General features: G+C 70.1%; 9 protein-coding genes. 7 read left to right on the top strand and 2 right to left on the bottom strand.

Going from position 1 to position 23,043, the window contains the following annotated elements; all coding sequences use genetic code 11:
* Nucleotides 1-39: 39 nt before the first annotated feature.
* Complete coding sequence (locus DIE03_RS05745) at nt 40-12,750, top strand: autotransporter-associated beta strand repeat-containing protein (RefSeq protein WP_124448349.1); 12,711 nt, start codon at nt 40-42, stop codon at nt 12,748-12,750.
* A 174-nt stretch (nt 12,751-12,924) separates the two neighbouring features.
* On the opposite strand, the gene DIE03_RS05740 is transcribed toward DIE03_RS05745, so the two are convergent.
* A complete protein-coding gene (locus DIE03_RS05740) occupies nt 12,925-13,938 on the bottom strand; it encodes a LacI family DNA-binding transcriptional regulator (RefSeq protein WP_124448347.1) in 1,014 nt (337 codons plus the stop codon).
* A gap of 235 nt (nt 13,939-14,173) precedes the next feature.
* Between DIE03_RS05740 and DIE03_RS05735 the strand changes: the two genes are divergently transcribed.
* From DIE03_RS05735 to DIE03_RS05710, 6 genes are all read left to right on the top strand, one after another.
* Nucleotides 14,174-15,328 (top strand): ABC transporter ATP-binding protein, encoded by a 1,155-nt coding sequence (locus DIE03_RS05735; RefSeq protein ID WP_124448345.1) that lies wholly within the window; start codon nt 14,174-14,176, stop codon nt 15,326-15,328.
* A 63-nt stretch (nt 15,329-15,391) separates the two neighbouring features.
* Nucleotides 15,392-16,630 carry an ABC transporter substrate-binding protein gene (locus tag DIE03_RS05730; protein ID WP_124448343.1) on the top strand — a complete coding sequence of 413 codons (1,239 nt, stop codon included), beginning with the start codon at nt 15,392-15,394 and terminating at the stop codon, nt 16,628-16,630.
* Nucleotides 16,631-16,712: 82 nt separating this feature from the next.
* Nucleotides 16,713-17,630 (top strand): carbohydrate ABC transporter permease, encoded by a 918-nt coding sequence (locus DIE03_RS05725; RefSeq protein ID WP_124448341.1) that lies wholly within the window; start codon nt 16,713-16,715, stop codon nt 17,628-17,630.
* A gap of 11 nt (nt 17,631-17,641) precedes the next feature.
* Entirely contained in the window at nt 17,642-18,493 is an 852-nt protein-coding gene (locus tag DIE03_RS05720; protein ID WP_124448339.1) for a carbohydrate ABC transporter permease, read from the top strand.
* Nucleotides 18,494-18,529: 36 nt separating this feature from the next.
* Nucleotides 18,530-20,500, top strand: a complete 1,971-nt coding sequence (locus DIE03_RS05715) for a beta-galactosidase (RefSeq protein ID WP_124448337.1) — start codon at nt 18,530-18,532, stop codon at nt 20,498-20,500.
* Between the two features lie 4 nt (nt 20,501-20,504).
* Nucleotides 20,505-21,800 carry a sugar efflux transporter gene (locus DIE03_RS05710; RefSeq protein ID WP_124448335.1) on the top strand — a complete coding sequence of 432 codons (1,296 nt, stop codon included), beginning with the start codon at nt 20,505-20,507 and terminating at the stop codon, nt 21,798-21,800.
* A gap of 44 nt (nt 21,801-21,844) precedes the next feature.
* Here the strand turns inward: DIE03_RS05710 and DIE03_RS05705 are convergent, their stop codons facing one another.
* Complete coding sequence (locus DIE03_RS05705; RefSeq protein ID WP_124448333.1) at nt 21,845-23,008, bottom strand: arabinogalactan endo-1,4-beta-galactosidase; 1,164 nt, start codon at nt 23,006-23,008, stop codon at nt 21,845-21,847.
* Nucleotides 23,009-23,043 lie beyond the last annotated feature (35 nt).

The raw sequence follows: 23,043 nt of genomic DNA, 5'->3' as shown, positions 1-23,043 counted from the left end.
GGCCCGGTGTCGTCGATTTTCTTATGGGAAGGTGTGATCATGCGTACGGGTTCGAATAAAAAGCGCGCGGAAGCACGTCCGAAACTCCTTGTCCCGACCGGCATGCTGGTCGCGCTGGTCGGCGCGGGGATCGTTCCCGTCGATGCATTGGCCGCCTGCACCGGAACGACGACCATCACCTGTACCGGGGCCAACACCACCTATTCGAACGGCACGAACAATCTCAACCTGACCGTTGCGCCCGGCGCGACCGTATCCGTGGTGCCGCTGATCGGCGGCACCGCGTTGTCGCTGACAGGCAGCGGCGTCACGCTGACCAACAACGGCAGAATCGACCCGGCGTTGTCCGGCCTGAGTTTCGTATCGAACGGCACCGTCGTCGGCAATATCGCATCGGCGAGCACCGTCAACGTCACGAACGCGAGCACGGGCGTGATGATGGGGTCGACGAGTTCGCTGCTGAACGGCCCGGCATTGACCGTATACAACGGCACGGGCGGCACGACGAACATCACGAATGCCGGCACGATCGGCACGACGGGGCTGCTCGGCTTTTCCGCCGGGCCTACGGCGCAGGTCGTCACCACGTCGGGGGGCGCGCAAGTCAACTTCACGAACGTGAGCGGCGGCGCGATCAACGGCTCCATCGTGCTTGCGCCCAGCACCCTGGCCGGCACCGGCAATACGTTTACCAACGGCGGAACCGTGACGGGCAACGTGTCGCTGGGCGCGGCGCTCGGCACGGCCAACACGTTCAACGCGATGACCGGGTCATCGGTCGGGCTCGGTGTCGATGCGGGCCTGGGCGGCAACAACACGCTCAATCTGCAGCAGAACACCGCGACCGGCAGCCCCACGAGCGGCACCATTGCGGTCGATACGTACGGCAATTTCACGAATCTCGCGGTGCAGGGCGGCACCTGGAACATCACCGGCACGTCGAGCGCATCGAACGCGTCGCTGACCGGCGGCACCGCGATCGTCAACGGCACCGGCGCGCTGGGCACGGGCACGATCGTCGGTGGCGGGGGCACGCTCGAGGCAGGCACGGCCGGCGTGAATCTCCTCAACGACGTGACGCTCGACGCGGGCCTGACGGTCGACGGTGCGACCGGTCTCGCGCTGTCGGGCTCGATCAGCGGCAGCGGCGCGCTGAACGCGAGCGGCACCGGCACGCTGACACTCAACGGCGCCAATGCGTTCACGGGGGGGACGAACCTGTCGGGCGGCGGCGGGCTCGTCGTCGGCACCGGCGTGGCGCTCGGCACGGGCGCGCTGCACGTGAGCGGCGCGGGCGGCACGCTCGGCACCAGCGTCAGCGGCACGCTACTCGGCAATGCAGTGAATCTCGATACCGGCGTGACGCTGGGCCTGAACGGTTCGGCCAATCTCGGCCTGATCGGCACGATCGCAGGCAATGGCGGCCTTGCGCAAACCGGGACGGGGGCGACGACGCTGTTCGGCGCGAACACGTTCACCGGCGGCACGGCGCTGAGCGGCGGCGGCCTGATCGCGGGCAACGGTTCGGCGCTCGGCACCGGCGCGCTGCACGTGACCGGTGCGGGCGGCTCGCTTGCGGCGAATGCGACCGGCATGGTGCTCGGCAATGCGGTGAATCTCGATGCAGGGGCCACGCTGGGCCTGAACGGTGCGGCAGGCCTGAGCCTCGGCGGATCGATCGCCGGTAACGGCGGCCTCGCGCAAAGCGGCACGGGCACGACGACGCTGCTCGGCGTGAACACGTTCTCGGGCGGCACCGCACTGAGCGGCGGCGGGTTGATCGCCGGCAATGGCGCGGCGCTCGGCACGGGCGCGCTGAGCGTGACCGGCACGGGCGGCACGCTCGCGACAAGCGTCGGCGGCACGGTGCTCGACAATCTGGTGAACCTGGGCGCGGGCGCCACGCTCAGCCTGAACGGCTCGGCCGACCTGAGCCTGCGCGGCGCGATCGGCGGGAACGGCCAACTGGCGCAAACCGGGGCCGGCACGACGACGCTGCTCGGCCCGAACACCTTCACGGGCGGCACGGTGCTGAGCGGCGGCGGCCTCATCGCCGGCAACGTCGTGGCATTGGGCACGGGCGCACTGAACGTGACCGGCGCGGGCGGCTCGCTGGCCACGAATGCCAGCGGCACGGTGCTCGACAATACCGTGAACCTCGGTGCGGGCGCGACGCTCGGCCTGAACGGCGCGGCCGATCTGGGCCTGAGCGGCGTGATTTCCGGGGCAGGCGGCCTCGCGCTCGGCGGTACCGGCGCCACGACGCTGTCCGGCGCGAACACCTTCACCGGCGGCGCGAGCCTGACGGGTGGCGGCAGCCTGATCGTCGAAGGCGGCACGGCGCTCGGCATTGGCGGCGCTTTGAACGTGAGCGGCCTGGGCGGGTCGCTGAGCGCGGATCTGGCCGCCGGTGCGACACTGGCGAACACGATCAACCTGAACGGCGCGGCGCTCACGCTGAACGGCGCGCACGACCTCGGCCTGAGCGGCGCGATCGGCGGTAGCGGCGGTCTCGTGCTGAGCGGCAACGGGACGACGACGCTGTCCGGCGCGAACTCCTTCGGCGGCGGCACGACGCTGAGCGCCGGCACGCTGCTCGCAGGCAACAACTCGGCGCTGGGCAGCGGCGCGCTGAACGTCGCCGGTACGGGCGGCGCGCTCGGCGCGAGCGTGAACGGCATCGCGCTGGGCAACGCGGTGAACCTGAACGCGGGCGCGACGCTCGGGTTGACCGGCGCGAACGATCTCGGCCTGAGCGGCACGATTGCCGGTAACGGCGGGCTCGCGCAAATCGGCTCGGGTATCACGACGTTGACCGGGACGAACACGTTCTCGGGCGGCACGACGCTGAGCGGCGGCGGCATCCTCGCGGGCAACGGCGCCGCGCTGGGTACGGGCGCGCTGAACGTGACCGGCGCGGGCGGCTCGCTCGGCACGACCGTCGGCGGCACGGTACTCGGCAACGCGATCCAGCTCGGCGCGGGCGCGGCCCTGACGGTTGGGGGTGCGAACGATCTCGGGCTGGGCGGGATCATTTCCGGTACCGGCGGCTTGTCCGTGAACGGCCCGGGCACGACGACGCTCACCGCGGCCGAGACGTTCACCGGCGGCACCACGATCGGCAGCGGCACGCTCGCGATCGGCGCAGGCGGCAGCCTCGCCGCGTCGAGCCCGGTCAACCTGACCGGCGCCGGGGCGCAGTTCAACATCGCCGGTGCGACCACGCCGCAGTCGATCGGCACGCTTTCGGGTGTCGCGGGTTCGGCGATCGATCTCGGTTCGAATCACCTGACGCTGGCTGGCAGCGGCAGCGGCGTCTTCGCCGGCAACATCGGCGGTGCGGGCGGGCTGACGCTGTCCGGCACCGGTTCGCAGGCGCTGACCGGCAACAACACGTATGCGGGCGGCACCGCGCTGACGGGCGGCAGCCTGGTCGTCGGCAGCGGCGCGGCGCTCGGCCTGGGTGCACTCGATGTCAACGGCTCGGCGTCGCTCGGCGCGAGCGTGCCGGGCGTGACGCTCGGCAACGCGGTCAATCTCGGTGCTGGTGTCACGCTGGGGCTGAACGGCGCGAACGATCTCGGCCTGAGCGGCACGATCGCCGGAACCGGCAGCCTCGCGCAAACCGGAGCCGGCACGACGACGCTGCTCGGGGCGAACACGTTCTCGGGCGGCACCACACTGAGCGGCGGCGGGCTGATCGCCGGCAATGGCGCGGCGCTCGGCACGGGCGCGCTGAGCGTCGCGGGCACGGGCGGCACGCTTGCCACGAACGTCGCCGGCACGGTGCTCGGCAACGCGGTGAACCTTGGTGCGGGCGCGACGCTCGGCCTGAACGGCGCGGCCGATCTGAGCCTGGGCGGTACGATCTCCGGCAACGGCGGCCTTGCGCAAACCGGCAGCGGCACGACGACGCTGCTCGGCGCGAACACGTTTACCGGCGGCACGACACTGAGCGGCGGCGGGCTCATCGCCGGCAACGCCTCGGCGCTCGGCACGGGCGCGTTGAACGTCGCCGGCGCGGGCGGCTCGCTCGGCACGAGCGTCGGCGGCACGGTGCTCGGCAACGCTGTGAATCTCGGCACGGGCGCGACGTTGACGGTCGGCGGCGCGAACAACATCGGTCTCGGCGGCGCGATTTCGGGCGGCGGCAATCTCGCGGTGAGCGGCCCGTCGACAACGATGCTGACCGGCGCCGGGTCGTACACCGGCGGCACGACGATCGGCATCGGCAGCACGCTGGCGGTCGGCGCGGGCGGGAGCCTGTCGGGCGGCAGCCTGTTCGATCTGGCCGGCGCGGGCGCGACGCTCGACCTGAGCGCGGCCACGTCGCCGCAGACGACGGGCGGGCTGGTCGGTACCGCCGGCTCGGCGGTGAATCTCGGCGGCAATACGTTGACGCTCGGCGGTTCCGGCAGCGGCACGTTCGGCGGCACGATCGGCGGGGCCGGCGGGCTGACGCTGGCAGGCACCGGCACGGAGACGCTGACCGGCGCGAACACGTACACGGGCGGCACGACGATCAACGGCGGCACGCTGGCGATCGGCGCCGGCGGCAGCCTCGCAGCCAGCGGCGCAGTGAATCTGGGCGGCGCCGGCGCGACCTTCGACCTGAGCGGTGCAGGGTTGCCGCAGGCGATCGGCACGCTGTCGGGCGTGGCCGGTTCGACGGTGAACCTCGGCGGCAACGGCCTGACGCTGGGCGGTGCCGGCAGCGGCACGTTCGGCGGCACGCTCGCGGGGGCAGGCGGCAGCCTCACGCTGTCGGGCACGGGCACCGAAACGCTGAACGGGGTCAACACGTACACGGGCGGCACGAACCTCACCGGTGGCGGCACGCTGCTCGCCGGCAACGGTGCGGCACTCGGCACGGGCGCGTTGAACGTCGCCGGCGCAGGCGGCTCGCTCGGCACGAGCATCGCCGGCACGACCCTGAACAACGCGGTGAATCTCGGCACCGCTTCGGCACTGACGCTCGGCGGCACGAACGACCTGGGCCTCGGCGGCGTCATCGCCGGCGGCGGCAGTCTCGCGCAAACCGGCAGCGGAACGACCACGCTCACCGGCGCGAACACCTACACAGGCGGCACGACGCTGAGTGCCGGCGGCCTGTCGATCGGCAGCAACACGGCGCTCGGCACGGGCGCGCTCAGCGTCACCGGCGCCGGCGGGACAGTCAGCGCGAGCACCGCGAACCTGCTGCTGGCGAATGCCATCGGCCTGGGCGCCGGTTCGTCGCTGAATCTCGGCGGCGCGTTCGACTTCGGCCTGAGCGGCGTCATTTCCGGTGCAGGCGGCGTGGTGCAGTCCGGCACGGGCACGACCACGCTCGGCGGCGCGAACACGTACGGCGGCGGAACGACGCTGAACAGCGGCGGGCTGAGCGTCGGCAGCAACACCGCGCTCGGCTCCGGCGCATTGAACGTGACCGGCAACGGCACGTTGAACGCGAGCGTGAGCGGCACGACGCTCGGCAATGCGGTCACGCTCGGCGCGGGCGCGACGCTCGGGCTGAACGGCGCGAACGATCTCGGCCTGAGCGGCACGATTTCTGGCAGCGGCGGGCTTGCACAGACTGGCACGGGCACGACGACGCTCACGGGCACGAACACCTATGGCGGCGGCACCACGCTGAGTGGCGGCGGGCTCATTGCAGGCAACGGCAGCGCACTGGGCTCCGGTGCACTGAACGTGACGGGCGCGGGCGGTTCGCTCGGCACGAACGTCGGCGGCACGACGCTCGGCAATGCGGTGAATCTCGGTGCAGGGTCGACGCTGACCGTTGGGGGTGCGAACGATCTCGGGCTGGGTGGCGCGATCTCGGGCAGCGGTGGCCTGTCGGTCAGCGGCCCATCGACGACGACGCTCACGGGCGTGAACACCTATACCGGCAATACGACGATCGGCGGCGGCAGCACGCTGGCGGTCGGCGCGGGCGGCAGCCTGTCGGCGGGCAGCGCGCTCGACCTCGCGGGCACGGGCGCGAAGCTCGACATCAGCGCGGCGACCACGCCGCAAACGAGCGGGATGCTGTCCGGCGTAGCGGGCACGAACGTGAATCTCGGCGGCAACACGCTGACGCTGGCCGGCACGGGCAACGGCAGCTACGCGGGGACGATCGGCGGCACCGGCGGGCTGACGATGTCCGGTACGGGCACGGAAACGCTGACGGGGACCAACACGTACACGGGCGCGACGACGATCAACAGCGGCACGCTGGCGATTGGCGCAGGCGGCAGCCTGTCGGGCAGCAGCGCGGTGAATCTGGCCGGTGCGGGCGCAACCTTCGACGTCAGCGGCGCGACCACGCCGCAGACGACGGGCACGCTGTCGGGCGTGGCCGGTTCGACGGTGAACCTCGGCGGCAACAACTTGACGCTCGGAGGTTCCGGCAGCGGCACGTACGGCGGCACGATTGCCGGCACGGGCGGCAGCCTCACGTTGTCGGGCACGGGTACCGAAACGCTGACGGGCAACAACACGTACACGGGCGGCACGACCCTGAGCGGCGGCGGCACGTTGCTCGCAGGCAGCGGTTCCGCGCTCGGCACAGGCGCGCTGCATACCAGCGGCGCGGGCGGCACGCTCGGTACGAGCGTGGCCGGTACGACGCTGACCAACGCGATCGATCTCGGCGCGAGCTCGACGCTGACGGTTGGCGGTGCGAACAATCTGGGCCTCGGCGGCGCGATCGCGGGCAGCGGCAACCTCGCGGTGAACGGCCCGTCGACGACGACGCTGACCGGCGCCGGCACGTACACCGGCAACACGACGATCGGCGGCGGCAGCACGCTGGCGGTCGGCGCGGGCGGCAGCCTGTCGGGCGGCAGCGCGATCAACCTGGCCGGCGCGGGCTCGACGCTGGACGTGAGCGCGGCCACGTCGCCGCAGACGACCGGCACGCTGTCGGGCGCAGCGGGTTCGGCGGTGAATCTCGGCGGCAATACGCTGACGCTCGGCGGTTCCGGCAGCGGCACGTTCGGCGGAACGGTCGGCGGCACGGGTGGCCTGACGCTGTCGGGCACCGGCACGGAAACGCTGACGGGCACCAACACGTACACCGGCGCGACGACGATCAACAGCGGCACGCTGGCGATTGGCGCAGGCGGCAGCCTGTCGGCCAGCAGCCCGGTGAATCTGGCCGGTGCGGGCGCAACCTTCGACGTCAGCGGCGCGACCACGCCGCTGACGACGGGCACGCTGTCGGGCGTCGCCGGTTCGACGGTGAACCTCGGCGGCAATAACCTGACGCTCGGCGGCACGGGCAACGGCACGTACGGCGGCACGATCGCCGGTACGGGCGGCAGCCTGACGTTGTCGGGCACCGGTACCGAAACGCTGACGGGCAACAACACCTATACGGGTGGTACGAGCCTGACGGGTGGCGGCACGTTGATCGCGGGCAGCGGCTCGGCGCTCGGCACGGGCGCGCTGAACACGAGCGGCGCAGGCGGCACGCTGGCCGCGGGCACGCCCGGCACGACGCTCGGCAACGCCGTGAATCTCGGCGCGGGTTCGACGCTGACAGTTGGCGGTGCGAACAACCTGGGCCTGGGCGGCGGAATCTCGGGCAGCGGCAACCTCGCGGTGAACGGCCCGTCGACGACGACGCTCACGGGTGCCAGCTCGTACACCGGCAGCACGACGATCGGCAACGGCAGCACGCTGGCGGTCGGCGCGGGCGGCAGCCTGTCGGGCGGCAGCGCGATCGACCTCGCCGGCACTGGCGCCACGCTCGACCTGAGCGCGGCCACCTCCGCGCAGACGACGGGCGCGCTGTCCGGCGGCGCGGGCACGAACGTCAACCTGGGCGGCAATACGCTCACGCTCGGCGGCGCAGGCAGCGGCACATACGGGGGCGTGATCGGCGGCACGGGCGGGTTGACGCTGTCGGGTACCGGCACCGAAACGCTGACGGGGACCAACACGTACACCGGCGCGACGACGATCAACAGCGGCACGCTGGCGATCAGCGGCAACGGCAGCCTGTCGTCGAGCAGCCCGGTCAGCCTGACGGCGTCGGGCGCGACGCTCGACCTGAGCGGCGCGTCGTCGCCGCAATCGACCGGCGCGATCTCGGGCGTGGCCGGCTCGACGGTGAACCTGGGCAACAACAACCTGACGCTCGGCGGCACGAGCAGCGGCACCTATGCGGGCAACATCGCCGGCACCGGTGGCGTGACGATGAACGGCACGGGCACCGAAACGCTGACGGGCGCGAACTCCTATACGGGGGCGACGACGATCAACAGCGGCACGCTCGCGATCGGCGCGGGTGGCAGCCTGTCGGGGACGACGCCTGTGAGCCTGACGGGTGCGGGCGCAACCTTCGACCTGAGCGGCGCGACCACGCCTCAGACGACCGGCACGCTGTCGGGCGTCGCGGGTTCGACGGTGAACCTCGGCGGCAACAGCCTGACGCTCGGCGGCACGGGTAGCGGCACGTACGACGGCACGATCGCGGGCGCGGGCGGCAGCCTCACGCTGGCGGGCACGGGCACCGAAACGTTGACGGGCATCAACACCTATACGGGTGGTACGAGCCTGACGGGCGGAGGCACGCTGATCGCCGGCAACGGCGCGGCGCTCGGCACCGGCGCGTTGAACACGAGCGGCGCAGGCGGCACGCTCGGCACCAGCGTGGCCGGCACGACGCTCGGCAACGCGATGAATCTCGGCGCAGGCTCGACGCTGACGGTCGGCGGCGCGAACAACCTCGGCCTCGGCGGCGCGATCACCGGCAGCGGCAATCTCGCGGTGAACGGTCCGTCGACGACGACGCTGACCGGCGCGAGCGCGTACACCGGCAACACGACGATCGGCAACGGCAGCACGCTGGCGGTCGGCGCGGGCGGCAGCCTGTCGGGCGGCAGCGCGGTCAATCTGGCCGGCGCAGGGGCAACGCTCGATCTGAGCAGCGCCACGACGCCGCAGTCGACCGGCGCGTTGTCGGGCGTGTCGGGTTCGACGGTGAACCTCGGCGGCAACGCGCTGACGCTCGGCGGTTCCGGCAGCGGCACGTACGGCGGCACGATCGCCGGCACGGGCGGCAGCCTGACGCTGGCGGGCACGGGCACCGAAACGCTGAACGGGACGAACACGTACACGGGCGGCACGACCCTGAGCGGCGGCGGCATGCTGCTCGCCGGCAACGGTTCGGCGCTCGGCACCGGCGCGTTGAACACCAGCGGCGCGGGCGGCACGCTCGGCACCAGCGTGGCCGGCACGACGCTGACCAACACGATCAATCTCGGCGCGGGGTCGACGCTCACCGTTGGCGGTGCGAACAATCTTGGCCTGGGCGGCGCGATCGGCGGCAGCGGCAACCTCGCGGTGAACGGTCCGTCGACGACGACGCTCACGGGCGCTAGCTCGTACACCGGCAGCACGACGATCGGCAACGGCAGCACGCTGGCGGTCGGCGCGGGCGGCAGCCTGTCGGCGGGCAGCGCGGTCGATTTGTCCGGGACGGGCGCCACGCTGGACCTGAGCGCTGCGACGACGCCGCAGACCACGGGCGCGGTGTCGGGCGTGTCGGGTTCGACCGTGAATCTGGGCAGCAACACGCTGACGCTGGGTGGTTCCGGTAACGGCACGTACGGCGGCACCGTCGCCGGCACGGGCGGCTTGACGTTGTCGGGCAGCGGCACGCAAACGCTGACGGGGGCCAACACGTACACCGGCGCGACGACGATCAACAGCGGCACGCTCGCGATCGGCGCGGGCGGCAGCCTCTCCGGCAGCAGCCCGCTGAACCTGGCCGGTGCGGGCGCAACCTTCGACGTCAGCGGGGCGACGACGCCGCAAACGACGACCGCGCTGTCAGGCGTGACCGGTTCGACGGTGAACCTCGGTGCGAACAACCTGACGCTCGGCGGGTCGGGCAGCGGCACGTTCGGCGGCACGATCGCCGGCACGGGCGGCAGCCTGACGCTGGGCGGCACGGGCACCGAGACGCTGACCGGTCCGAACACGTATTCGGGCGGCACGAACCTGACCGGTGGCGGCACGCTGGTCGCGGGCAGCAACACGGCGCTCGGTACCGGCGCGCTGAACGCGGGCGGCGCAGGCGGCACGCTGGCGGCCGGCACGCCGGGCACGACGCTGGCCAATGCGGTGAACCTCGGGACGGGTTCGACGCTGACGGTGGGCGGCCCGAACAGCCTCGGCCTGACCGGTGCGATTTCCGGCAACGGCAATCTGTCGATCGCCGGCCCGGCGACGACGACGCTGTCGGGTGCGAACACCTACACCGGCGGCACGAGCGTCACCGGCGGCGGCACGCTGGTCGCCGGCACGCCGACCGCGCTCGGCAGCGGCACGCTGAGCGTTGGTGGCAACGGCGGCACGCTCGGCACCAGCGTCGCGGGCACGACGCTCGGCAATGCGGTGAACCTCGGCACGGGCTCGACGCTGACGGTCGGCGGCGCCAACAACCTCGGGTTGAGCGGCGCGATCTCGGGCGGCGGCAACCTGGCGGTGAGCGGCCCGTCTACGACGACCCTCAGCGGTGCGAACTCGTACACGGGCGGCACGACGATCGGCAACGGCAGCACGCTGGCGGTCGGCGGCAACGGCAGCCTGTCGGCGGGCAGCGCACTGACGCTGGCCGGCAACGGCGCGACGCTCGATGTCGGCGCGGCCAGGACGCCGCAGGCGGCGAGCGCGCTGTCGGGCGCCGCCGGTTCGACCGTGAATCTCGGCGGCAACACGCTGACCGTGGCCGGACCGACGGGCGGCTCCTTCGGCGGCACGATCGCGGGCACCGGCGGCTTCGCGGTGCAGGGCGGTGGCACGCAGACGCTGACGGGCGCTAACACATACACCGGCAGCACGACGATCGGCAGCGGCAGCATGCTCGCGCTCGCCGGCGCAGGCAGCCTCGCGCCGACGAGCCCGGTGATGCTCGCGGGCAGCGGCGCGACGCTGAACCTGGCGGCTGCGGCCGTGCCGCAGTCGATCGGCACGCTGTCGGGTACGACGGGCTCGAACGTGAATCTCGGCAGCACGCCGCTGACGGTCAATACCGCGGGCACCAGCTCGTTCGCGGGCACGCTGTCGGGTACCGGCCCGCTGACGCTGGCCGGCACGGGTGCGCAGGTGCTGAGCGGGACGAACACGCTGTCCGGGCCGACGACCGTGACCGGCGGCACGCTCGCCGTCACGGGTTCGCTGGCCGGCTCGCCGGTGACCGTCGGCAGCGGCGCGACCGTCACGGGCACGGGCACGATCGGCGGCCTGGCCGTGTCGGGCGGCGGCACCGCATCGGTCCTCCAGCCCGGGCAGACGCTGAAGGTCGCGGGCAACGCGACGTTCCAGCCGGGTTCGACGCTGCAGGTCGGCGCCACGCCGCAGCAGAGCGGCGGCCTCGACGTGACCGGCTCCGCCACGCTCAACGGCGGGTCGGTACAGGTCGTCGCGGCGGCCGGGCAATACCAGCCGGGCAAGCTCTACACCATCGTGAATGCCGGCGCGGGCGTGCAAGGGCAGTTCAGCGCGGTGAACTCGACCTATGCGTTCCTCACGCCGACGCTCACGTACAACCCGGCGCAGGTGCTGATGTCGCTGGCCCCGAACGGCACGCCGTTCGCGTCGGTTGCGACGACGCCCGACGGGCGAGCGGCGGCGGGCGCGGTCGGCACGCTCGGCGCCGGCAATCCGCTGTTCGATACGGTGCTGACGTCGGATTCGAAGACCGCGAACCGCGCATTCACGCAACTCGCCGGCGATCTGTATCCGAGTACGCGAAGCGTGCTGCTGTCGGATAGCCGCTACGTGCGCGACGCGGTGCTCGATCGTGCGCGGCTCGGTTCGCAGCCGGGCGGGGCGCTGTGCGGATGCGAGGCGCCGGTGTCGGCGGACGATCACGCGGCGGCGCTCGACCGGCGCATGGCCGCGGAGAACGGCTGCACGCCCGCCAGGTCGTACAAGCCGGCGGTGTGGGGCCGGCTGTACGGCTCGCATAGCCGGTTCGACGGCGATAGCGTCGCTTCGATCGATCGCAACCTGTACGGCTTCGTCGTCGGGACGGATGCGGAAGTCAGCAGCCACTGGCGCGTCGGTATCGCGGGCGGTGCATCGCGCAGCCAGCTCAATACCGACCAGAACGAGTCGGCGAAGGTCAACGGCGAGACGATCGCGCTGTACGCCAGCGGCCGGTACGATGCGTGGAACGTGCGCGGTGGCGTGTCGCAGTCGTGGTACCGCGTGCATAGCGAACGCAATCCGTCGTTCGGCAGTTTCGCCGATCACGACACGGCCAGCTACGACGCGAACGCGACGCAGGTGTTCACGGAAATCGGCTACTCGACGGCGATTCGCAACATCGCGCTCGAACCGTTTGTCGGGCTCGCGTATGCGAGCCTGCACACCGGCGGTTTCAAGGAGAACGGCGGCGCGGCGGCCCTGCAGGGCGATTCCGACACGACGAGCCTCGGCTTCTCGACACTCGGCGTGCGGGCCTCGACGGACCTCGCGGTCACGACGAAGGGCAAGGTCACGGCCTTCGGCACGATCGGCTGGCGGCATGCATTCGGCAATACGCAACCGGCGTCGACGTTGTCGTTCGCGAGTGGCGGGTCGCCGTTCAGCGTGGTCGGCGTGCCGATCGCACGCGATGCGGCGGTGCTCGAGGTCGGCGTCGATGCAGCCGTGACGAAGAACCTGTCGCTCGGCCTGTCGTACAGCGGCCAGCTTGGCGGGCACGTCAGCGATCACGCGCTGTACGGCAATCTGTTGTGGAAGTTCTAAGGGGGTGGCCGCTCGCGATGGGGGGCGTGAGCGGCCGATCGATCGTTGGTCGATGGTTCGGTGATGGCTGGTTTTCAGATTCGAGAAAACAGCACCCGCGCGACCCACGCCACGCCGTTCATTCCCGACGCATACGCTGCACGCCACGCGCGCAAGCGGGCGCATATCGAACCGTCAGTCCGGCGCCGTTCCGGTCGACTCTCGCACGACGAGCTCGGGCGAGCCGATCGTATGCACGGCCGCGGCCGGCTCGATCCCGTCGATCATATCGAGCGTCAGCGCGATCGCCCGCGCGGCGATCTGCGCCGTCGGGAACCGCACGGTCGTCAGCGCGGGGCGGAACTGGTGCGCGAGCTGGATATCGGTCATGCCGACCACCGACAGATCGGCCGGCACGCGCAGCCCGAGATCGGCGGCCGCCTGCATCGCGCCGATCGCCATCAGGTCGTTGGTCGCGAATAGCGCGGTGAGGCCGGGTTTCTCGCGCAGCAGCGCGGCGGCCGCTTCGTAGCCGCCTTCGATCGAATCGTGCGTCGACACGGTCGTCAGCGCGTCGGCCGGATGGCCGCGGGCCGCGAGTTCGTCGGCGAAACCGCGCAGCCGCACCGACTGCGGACCGCCCGACCCCTTGCCGACGAGCGCGCCGAACGCGCGATGCCGCAGTCCGGACAGATGCGCGGCCGCCAGCGCGCCCGCCGCCGCGAAATCGACGGTCACGCACGGCAACGTACGCGATGCATGCACGTGTTCCCACATGCAGAGCACGATCGATGCGCCGTGCCGCGCGATGTCGGCGAGCTCCGCTTCGGCGAGATCGGTGTTCATCACGATCGCGCCGGCCGCGAGCGTCCCCGCGATCCGCTCGAGGTAGTTGCGCGTGATCGCCGGATCGTCGTCGGTATTGGAGACGAGCAGGTAATGGCCGCGCTTGCGCGCCTCGCGTTCGGCGGCCAGCACGAACTCCGGGTAGAACGGGTTCGTGATGTTCGACAGCATCAGCGCGAGCGTCGACGTACGGCCCTCCGCGAGTGCGCGTGCGGTCAGGTTCGGCCGATAGCCGAGTTCGCGGATCGCCGCCATCACGCGTTCGACGGTCGCCGGCTTCACCTTCTGAGGATTGCGCAGCACATTCGAGACGGTCGCCGCCGTGACGTTCGCGCGCTGTGCGACTTGCGCGAGCGTCACCATGCGCGGCCTCCGAGCGGCCTGTTGGCAGGGGGCAGCGGAAGGGAAGCGGGAGGGTGTCTGCTCATATTCTGGGAGTGTGTCCCACAAGTTGCACAGGGACAGCCGATACGCTAATTTCTCGACACATCAGAGGAAGGAGACGACATGGTACGGCGAACCGGGCGAATTGCGCCATCAAAATTTAAGCGTTTAAATTTTCCGCTCCGATGCGTGTGACAGGCGAGAGGAGAGCGCGATGACCGCCATTTCATTGAAGGAAGTATCGAAGCGCTACGGCGACCATGCGCCGGTGCTGCGCGACGTGAATCTCGAGATCGCGTCGCACGAATTCTGCGTGTTTCTCGGTCCGTCGGGCTGCGGAAAATCCACGCTGTTGCGGATGATCGCCGGTCTCGAGGACGTGACCGAGGGCGAGCTGCGGATCGGCGGCGCGCGGATGAACGACACACCGCCCGCGGAGCGCGGCGTCGCGATGGTGTTCCAGAGCTACGCGCTGTTTCCGCACATGACCGTGTTCGACAACATCGGTTTCGGGCTGCGGATCGCCGGCACGCCGAAGGACGAGGTCCGCCGCCGCGTGACCGAGGCCGCGCGCGTGCTGCAGCTTGAAGCGCTGCTCGATCGCAAGCCGAAGGCACTGTCCGGCGGGCAGCGCCAGCGCGTCGCGATCGGCCGCGCGATCGTGCGCGAGCCGCGCGTGTTCCTGTTCGACGAGCCGCTGTCGAACCTCGACGCGACGCTGCGCGGCCAGACGCGCGTCGAAATCGCGCGGCTGCACGCGCGCTTCACGCAATCGAGTTCGGTCTACGTCACGCACGACCAGATCGAGGCGATGACGCTCGCCGACCGGATCGTGCTGCTGCATGCGGGCGACGACGTCGCGCGTTTCGGCAGCATCGCGCAGGCCGGTGCGCCGCTCGAGCTGTATCACCGGCCGGCCAACCGCTTCGTCGCCGGCTTCATCGGCTCGCCGCGGATGAACTTTCTGCCAGCCGTCGTCGACGCGAGCGATGCTGATGGCTGCCGGCTGACGCTGGAAGGCACCGGCGAAACGCTGACGCTGCGCGATCGACCGTTGCCGCGCCACGTCGGTCGCGGGGCGCGCGTGACGCTGGGGATTCGTCCCGAGCACCTGACGGTCGCGACGTCCGGCGATGCCGGCTTGCCGTCGATCGTCCGCGACATCGCGCTCGTCGAGCAGCTCGGCGAAGCCGCGTACGTGCATCTCGACCAGCCCGCCGGTGCGTCGCTGCTCGCGAAACTGCCGGGGCAGGCCGCGTTGCGGCGCGGCGAGCGCCACGCGTTTTGCGTGCAGCCGTCGAGCTGCCACCTGTTCGACGAAGCCGGCATCGCGTTGCCGGCCGTTCACGCCGAAGCGGCGTTCGCGTAGCGGCGCCATGCCGACCCGCCGCGTGCGACGCGGCATTCAACACACCAATACCAGGAGACAACGATGAGACTTCGTGCGAGCCGACTGCTGCTTGCCCTGACGACTGCCGCGGCGTGCGCCGCGGGCACGGCCGATGCGGGCACGCTGAAAGTGAACGTCGCCGCGCGCGGCAACCAGCGCGCGACGTGGCAGGCAGCGTTCGACCAGTTCCACAAGGCGAATCCGGACATCGACCTGAAGGTCAGCTACGTCGGCGAGGAGGCGTACAAGGTGCAGATGTCCGGCTGGCTCGCGACCGATCCGCCCGACGTGCTGAGCTGGAACAACGGCGAGCGGCTCGCGTATTTCGCGAAGCGCGGGCTGATCGAGGACCTGAGCGCGGACTGGCAGAAGAACGGCTGGACCGATACGTATGCGTCCGTCAAGCAGTCGTCGACTTACGGCGGCAAGCTCTATAGTCTGCCGCTCGGCTATGACGCGTACGGGTTGTTCTATCGCAAGGACCTGTTCGAGAAGGCCGGCATTCACGGCGAGCCGGCCGACTGGCCGCAGTTTCTGGATGCGTGCCGCAAGCTGAAGGCGGCCGGCATCGCGCCGATCGCGGTGGCCGCGCGCGATGCGTGGACGCTCGCTGCGTGGTTCGACTACCTCGACCTGCGGATCAACGGCTATGCGTTCCACCAGAAGCTGATGGCCGGCGACGTCGCCTATACCGATCCGCGCGTGCGGGCCGTGTATGCGGCATGGAAGAAGCTGATCGACGACAAGTATTTCATCGACAACGCGCTGTCCTACGACGTCGATTCGCTGAGCCCGCTGATCGTCAACGGTCAGGCCGCGATGACGCTGATGGGCACCTGGTATTCGGCAGGACTGCTGAGCGCGACGCGCAACCCGATCAGCTTCTTCCGCTTCCCGGTGATCGACGCGTCGGTGCCGCTCGCCGAGGACGGACCGGTCAACGTGCTGATCGTCCCCGCGAAGGCACACAACAAGGCCGATGCGCGACGCTTCCTCGCATTCATGGGGCAACCGGCGATCAGCGGCGAGTTCGCGAAGGGAATGGGGCAGCTGCCGTCGAACAACAAGGCGCCCGAGCCGCAGGATCCGATCTCGAAGATCGGCTTCCATACGCTGGCGACGACGCCGGGCGGGATCGCGCAGTTCTACGACCGCGACATGACGAAGGAAATGGCCGATGAGGGGATGAAGGCGATGCAGCAGTTCCTGTCCGACCCGACGCAGCTCGATGAGATCCTGCAGCGCCTCGAGCAGACCCGCAAGCGCATCTACCGCAAGTAATGCGCCGCGCGCCCGGGCCGGCGAGGATGTCGGTCCGGCGCTGCGTCGTCACCGTCACGTTCGTTTCATCGAAGGCCATCTCATGTCAACCAGCCTGTCCGAAAGCGCCGCGCGCCGCGATGCCGGCCCACGGCGGCCCGTGCGCGCGTCGCTCGCGCGGCGGCGCAACCGCGCGGCCCTGTGGTTCGTGCTGCCGGGTTTCACGCTATTCACCGTGTTCGTGCTGTATCCGATCGTCAGCAGCATCTGGCTGAGCTTCCATCAGTGGGACGGCATGACGCCGATGACGTTCGCCGGGCTCGACAACTATCGCGAGCTGCTGCAGTCCGACACGTTCTACGTCGCGCTGAAGAACAACGTGCTGTGGCTCGTGCTGTTCCTCGCCGCGCCGCCGCTCGGCCTCGCGCTCGCGCTGTACCTGAACCAGAACGTGTTCGGCATCCGGCTCGTGAAGTCGCTGTTCTTCGCACCGTTCGTGCTGCCGGGCGTCGTGGTCGGTCTCGTGTTCTCGTGGTTCTACGACCCGACGTTCGGGCTGCTGAAGCTGATCGTCGGGCACGGGATCCCGGTGCTCGGCGATCCGCGCTATGCGACCTACGGCGTGATCGCCGCCGCGCTGTGGCCGCAGATCCCGTTCTGCATGATCCTGTACCTGACCGGGCTCACCGGCATCAACGGCGAGATCGTCGAAGCGGCACGGATGGAAGGCGCGCGCGGCTTCACGCTGCTGTGGCACGTGATCCTGCCGCAACTGCGGCCCGCGACCTTCATGGCGGTGGTGCTGACCGTGATCGGCGCGCTGCGCAGCTTCGACCTGATTTCGGTGATGACGGGCGGCGGCCCGTTCGACAGCTCGACCGTGCTCGCGTACTTCATGGTCGACCAGGCGATCAAGTACTACCGCGAAGGCTATTCGGCCGCGATCGCCGTCGTGCTGTTCGCGATCATGCTCGTCTATATCGTGTGGCAGCTGCGCAAGCTGGTGCGCGTCGAGTCGTAAGGATAACCAACATGTACCCGATGCCCGTGTCCCGCTGGGGACGTCCCGCCCGCCTGCTGTACCGGCTGTCGCTGCCGTGCGCGCTCGCGCTGTGGCTCGTGCCGCTGCTCGCGGTGCTCGTCACGTCGATCCGCTCGACCGACGAGATCATGGCCGGTCATTACTGGAGCTGGCCGAAGCAGTTCGCGCTGCTCGACAACTATGGCGCCGCGCTCACGCAGACGCCGATGCTGCATTACTTCGCGAACAGCCTCCTGATCACGGTGCCGTCGGTCGCCGCGTCGATCCTGCTCGCGTCGCTCGCCGGGCACGCGCTCGCGAACTACCGGTTCCGCGGCAACCTCGCGCTGCTCGGGCTGTTCGTCGCCGGCAACTTCGTGCCGATCCAGATCCTGATGATTCCGGTGCGGCAGATCATGCTCGGCGTCGGCCTGTACAACACCGTGTGGGCGCTCGTGCTGTTCCATACCGCGTTCCAGACCGGCTTCTGCACGCTGTTCCTGCGCAATTTCATCCGCGAACTGCCGTTCGAGCTGATCGAGGCCGCGCGCGTCGAAGGCGCGTCCGAGTGGGCGATCTACTGGCGCGTCGTGCTGCCGCTCGTGCGGCCCGCGCTGGCGGCGCTCGCGATCCTCGTGTTCACGTTCGTGTGGAACGACTACTTCTGGGCACTGTGCCTCACGCAAGGCGACGACGCGGCGCCGATCACCGTCGGCGTCGCCGCGCTCAAAGGGCAGTGGACGACCGCCTGGAACTTCGTGTCGGCCGGCTCGGTGCTCGCCGCGCTGCCGTCGGTCGCGATGTTCTTCGCGATGCAGAAGCACTTCGTCGCGGGGCTCACGTTCGGCGCGACGAAGGGCTGATCTGTCCCATCCTCTTTCTTCAGCAAGGAATCCACGATGCACCTCGGCGTTTGCTACTACCCCGAACACTGGCCGCGCGAACAATGGGAGCGCGATGCACAGCGCATGGCCGAACTGGGCCTGACGCGCGTGCGGATCGCCGAATTCGCGTGGAGCCGGATGGAGCCGGAGCCCGGCCGTTACGACTGGGCCTGGCTCGACGACGCGATCGACACGCTCGCGCGCCAGCAGTTGAAGATCGTGCTCGGCACGCCGACCGCCGCGCCGCCGAAGTGGCTCGTCGATCGTCATCCTGAGATTCTGCCGGTGGGCGCGGACGGCGCGGTATGGCAATTCGGCTCGCGCCGCCATTACGACATCGCGAGCCCCGTGTATCGCGAGCACTGCGTGCGCATTGCCGACGCGATGGCGCGGCGCTACGGCGCGCATCCGGCGGTAATCGCGTGGCAGACCGACAACGAACTCGGCTGCCACAACACGCTGCCGAGCTATACGCGGGCCGCGCTCGAAGGCTTCCGTGCATGGCTCGCCGCGCGTTATGGCGACATCGGTGCGCTGAACCGCGCATGGGGCAACGTATTCTGGAGCATGGAATATCGCGGCTTCGACGAGATCGAACTGCCGCGTCATACGCCGACCGACGCGAATCCCGCGCACCTGCTCGACTTCCGGCGCTATCAGTCGGACGAGGTCGCGCGGTTTCATGCCGCGCAGGTCGACGCGATCCGTCCGCACGCGCCGGGCCGCGACGTGCTGCACAACTTCATGGGTTTTTTCACGGAGTTCGATCACTACGTGTTCGCGCGCGGCGGCCTCGATGTCGCCGCGTGGGACAGCTATCCGGTGCCGCGTACCGAAGTGCTGCCGTTCGACGAAGCGGACAAGCGACGCTGGGCCCGCACCGGGCATCCTGACGTATCGGCGTTCTCGCACGACCTGTATCGCGGGGTCGGCAACGGCCGCATGTGGGTGATGGAGCAACAGGCGGGGCCCGTCAACTGGGGGCCGTACAACCCGGTGCCGCACGCGGGCGCGGTGCGGCTGTGGACGTGGGAGGCGTTCGCGCACGGCGCGGAGCTCGTGTCGTACTTCCGCTGGCGGCAGTATCCGCATGCGCAGGAGCAACTGCATTCGGGGCTCAACGCGCCGGACGACCGGCTGGCGCCGGGCGGTCATGAAGTCGCGCGCGTCGCACGCGAAATCGCCGCGCTCGATCCGGCGCTCGTCGTCAGCGAGCGCGACACGGCCCGCGTGGCGCTGCTGTTCGACTACGAGGCCGACTGGATGATCCGGATCCAGCCGCACGGTGCCGATTTCGACTATCAGCAGCACGCGTTCGACTGGTATCGCGCGCTGCGCGAGTTGGGCCTCGACGTCGACATCGTCGCGGCGGGCGCCGACCTGTCGCGTTATGCGCTCGTCGTCGCGCCGACGCTGCCGGTCGTCACGGATCGGATCGTGGAGCAGGCTGGAAGCGGACGCGCGCACTGGCTGTTCGGGCCGCGCACGGGTTCGCGTACCGCGGAATTCGCAATCGCGCCGGGTCTCGCACCGGGCAAACTGCGCGACGTGCTGCCGGTGCGGATCGGTCAGGTCGAGTCGTTGCGGCCGTCGCTCGCGCCGCGTGTCTCGTTCGATGGCGTCGACGGCCATGCGCTGAAATGGCGCGATCACATCGACAGGGAAGCGGCACCGGGCGTCGACGTGCTCGCCGCGTGCGACGATGGTGTGCCGGCAGTCGTGCGGCGCGGTCATGTGACGATGGCGACTGCCTGTTTCGACCGCGCGCTGTTGCGCGCGATCATTGCCCGCTGCGCACACGATGCCGGGTTGCAGGTGCGCGCGCTGCCGGACGGCGTACGGTTGCGTCGGCGCGGGCGCGTCACGTTCGCGTTCAACTATGGTGACACGCCGTGCATGCTGCCCGCGCCGGGCGGCGCGCGCTTCGTGCTGGGCAGCCGCGACCTCGGCGCGGTGGATGTCGCCGCCTGGGTCGAACCGGACTGACGTGATGCAATCGTTGCGGTCGCTGCGCCTGCATTTCGCGCGCCTGGCCGGGATCGAGCACTTCGTGCCGCTGTCCGCGGCGGCGCTGATGCTCGGCATCGTGATGTCGTTTACGGCGCCGTACCTGTCGCTGTTCGGTGTGGAAGCGGCGGGGATGTCGCCGTTTCTCGCCGGCATCTTCATGACGCTGATCGCGGCGAGCGGCGTCGTCGCGAGCACGTGGGCCGGGCGCTGGTCGGACCGACGCGAGCGGCACCGGCCGCTGCTCGTGTTGTCGCTCGCGGCTGCCGCGTTCGGCTTCGCGCTGCTGTGCGTGCTGCGCGCGCATGGGCCGATGATCGCCGCCGGCACGATCCTGCTCGGCGCGGGCGCCGTGTCGCTGTCGCAGATCTTCTCGTTCGCGCGCGCGGTGCTGCCCGTCGCCGACGATGCGCAGCGCGAGCTTGCATCGGCCGCGCTGCGCACGATGCTGTCGATCGCGTGGGTGTTCGGTCCCGCGCTCGGTGCGCTGATTCTCGCGCAGACGGCCTTTACCGGGCTATTTCTTGCGGCTTCCGCGGGCTTCGTCGCCTGCGCGGCGATCGTCGCGCGGATTCCGGAGCAGGGGCGGTGGCACGCGGCCGTTCACGTGCGAGCCATTGACCGCGCCGCGCCGCCGCCTGACGAAGTGCGTGCGGAGATCGTCGTCGCGCCGCGCGCCAGCGTGCTGCGCACCCTCGTCGCGCTCACGCTGATCGGCCTCGCGGCGAACGCGACGATGATCGTGCTGCCGCTCTATATCGTGCGTGCGCTCGGCGGCACGCCGGCGAACGTATCGGCCGCGCTCGGGCTGGCCGCGCTGCTCGAGATTCCGATGATGCTGTGGCTCGGCATCCGCTCGACGCGCCTCGACAAGGCGCGCTGGCTGACCGCGTGCGCGCTCGTGCATGCGACGTATTTCATCGGCCTCGCGGCGGTGACGCGCGTGAACCTGATCCTGCCGCTGCAACTGCTGAGCGCATGCGTGGTCGCGATCACGTCGTGCCTCGGGATGACGCGCGTCTGCGACCTGATGCCGACGCGCCCTGGCACCGCGACCGCGATGTTCTTCAGTACCGCGCGGGTCGGCTCGATCGCATCGGGTGTGCTGTCGGGCGCGTGCGTCGACCTGTTCGGCTATCGCACGACGTTCGCCGGATGCTGCGGGCTCGCGCTCGTGGCGTGCGTGCTGCTCGCCGTGGATGCGTACGGCGGGCGGGGCGACGCAGGCGGTGGGAGCGGCACGCGTGGCGCGCGCCGCGGCTTCGATTCACCGCACTGACGCGGCATGCGCCGGTGCGGTAAAGCGGCGCATGCCGTGACGCGTCAGCGCTGCCGGAAGGCGTCGAGCGACGGCAACGCGTGACCGTGGAAATCGAACAGTGTGTTGTTGTCCCACTGGTCGCCCGCGCCGAGCTTCCAGCCGACCCCCGGCGTCGGGATCCATTCCGGTTCCCACCAGAACACGCCCTTGCCTCGATTGCCCGGCACGCCCTTCACGATATCGACGACCGCCCCGAGGAATTGCGCCTGGCCGGCCGGCGACGGTGGAAAGGTCGTCGATCCGGTGTTGGTCATCGAGTTCGGCTCCGAATCGCCGTCGCTGGTGGTCCACGGATACGCGGTTTCGACGACGATCAGCTCCTTGTCGTAGCGCACCGCGAGATCGTTCGCATTGCTGCGCAAATCGTCGAGCGAGCCTTGCCATTGCGGGTAATACGACAGGCCGATCACGTCGAACGCGACGCCGCGCTGCGTCGCGCTGTCGAACCACCAGCGGCTCTTGCCGTTGTCGCCGCCGCTGTCGATGTGCAGCATCACCTTGATGCGCGGATCGACGGCCTTCACCGCGTCATGACCGGTCTTCAGCAACTGCGCGAGGTTGTCCCACTGGTCGTAGCGGCCGAGCGGCCACAGCATGCCGCCCGTGATCTCGTTGCCGATCTGCACCCACTCGGGGTGCACGCCGGCGCGCTGCAGCCGGCGCAGCACGTCGGTCGTGTACGCCGACAGCAGCGCGCAGGTTTCGGCCAGGCTCTTGCCGGCCCATGCATGCGGAGGATATTGCTTGCCGGGGTCGGCCCACCAGTCGCTGTAGTGGAAGTCGATCAGGATGCGCATCCCGAGCGCGGCCGCGCGCTGCGCGAGTGCGACGACGTGCGCGGTATTGTTGTAGCCCGCCGCGGCGCTCTGGTTCGCCGGGAAGAAATCCGGATTGCCGGGATCGTTCCAGACCTTGATCCGGATCGAATCGACGCCGTGCGCGCGGAGAATCTTCAGGCAGTCGCGCGGCGCGCCGTCCCGGTCGAAGAAGGTCGCGCCATGCGCTTCGAGTTCCGGCAACGTCGAGATGTCGGCCCCCATCGCGAGCGCGCCGGCCGCCGCATCGCGCGGCGCGGGTCGTGCGAAGGCGGCCAGCGGGCCGGCCAGGTCGAGGCAGGCAAGCGCCGCGCTCGCGATGCTCCAGCGCAGCATCGATCGTCTGTTCATCGTCTTCCTCCATGTCATGGACCCCGTCGGACACG

This window comes from Burkholderia sp. Bp8992 (genome assembly GCF_003853705.1).
In the GTDB taxonomy this organism is placed as follows: Bacteria; Pseudomonadota; Gammaproteobacteria; order Burkholderiales; family Burkholderiaceae; genus Burkholderia.
The sequence above is the reverse complement of the archived record's forward strand: the minus strand, read 5'-3'. Positions and strand labels throughout refer to the sequence as shown.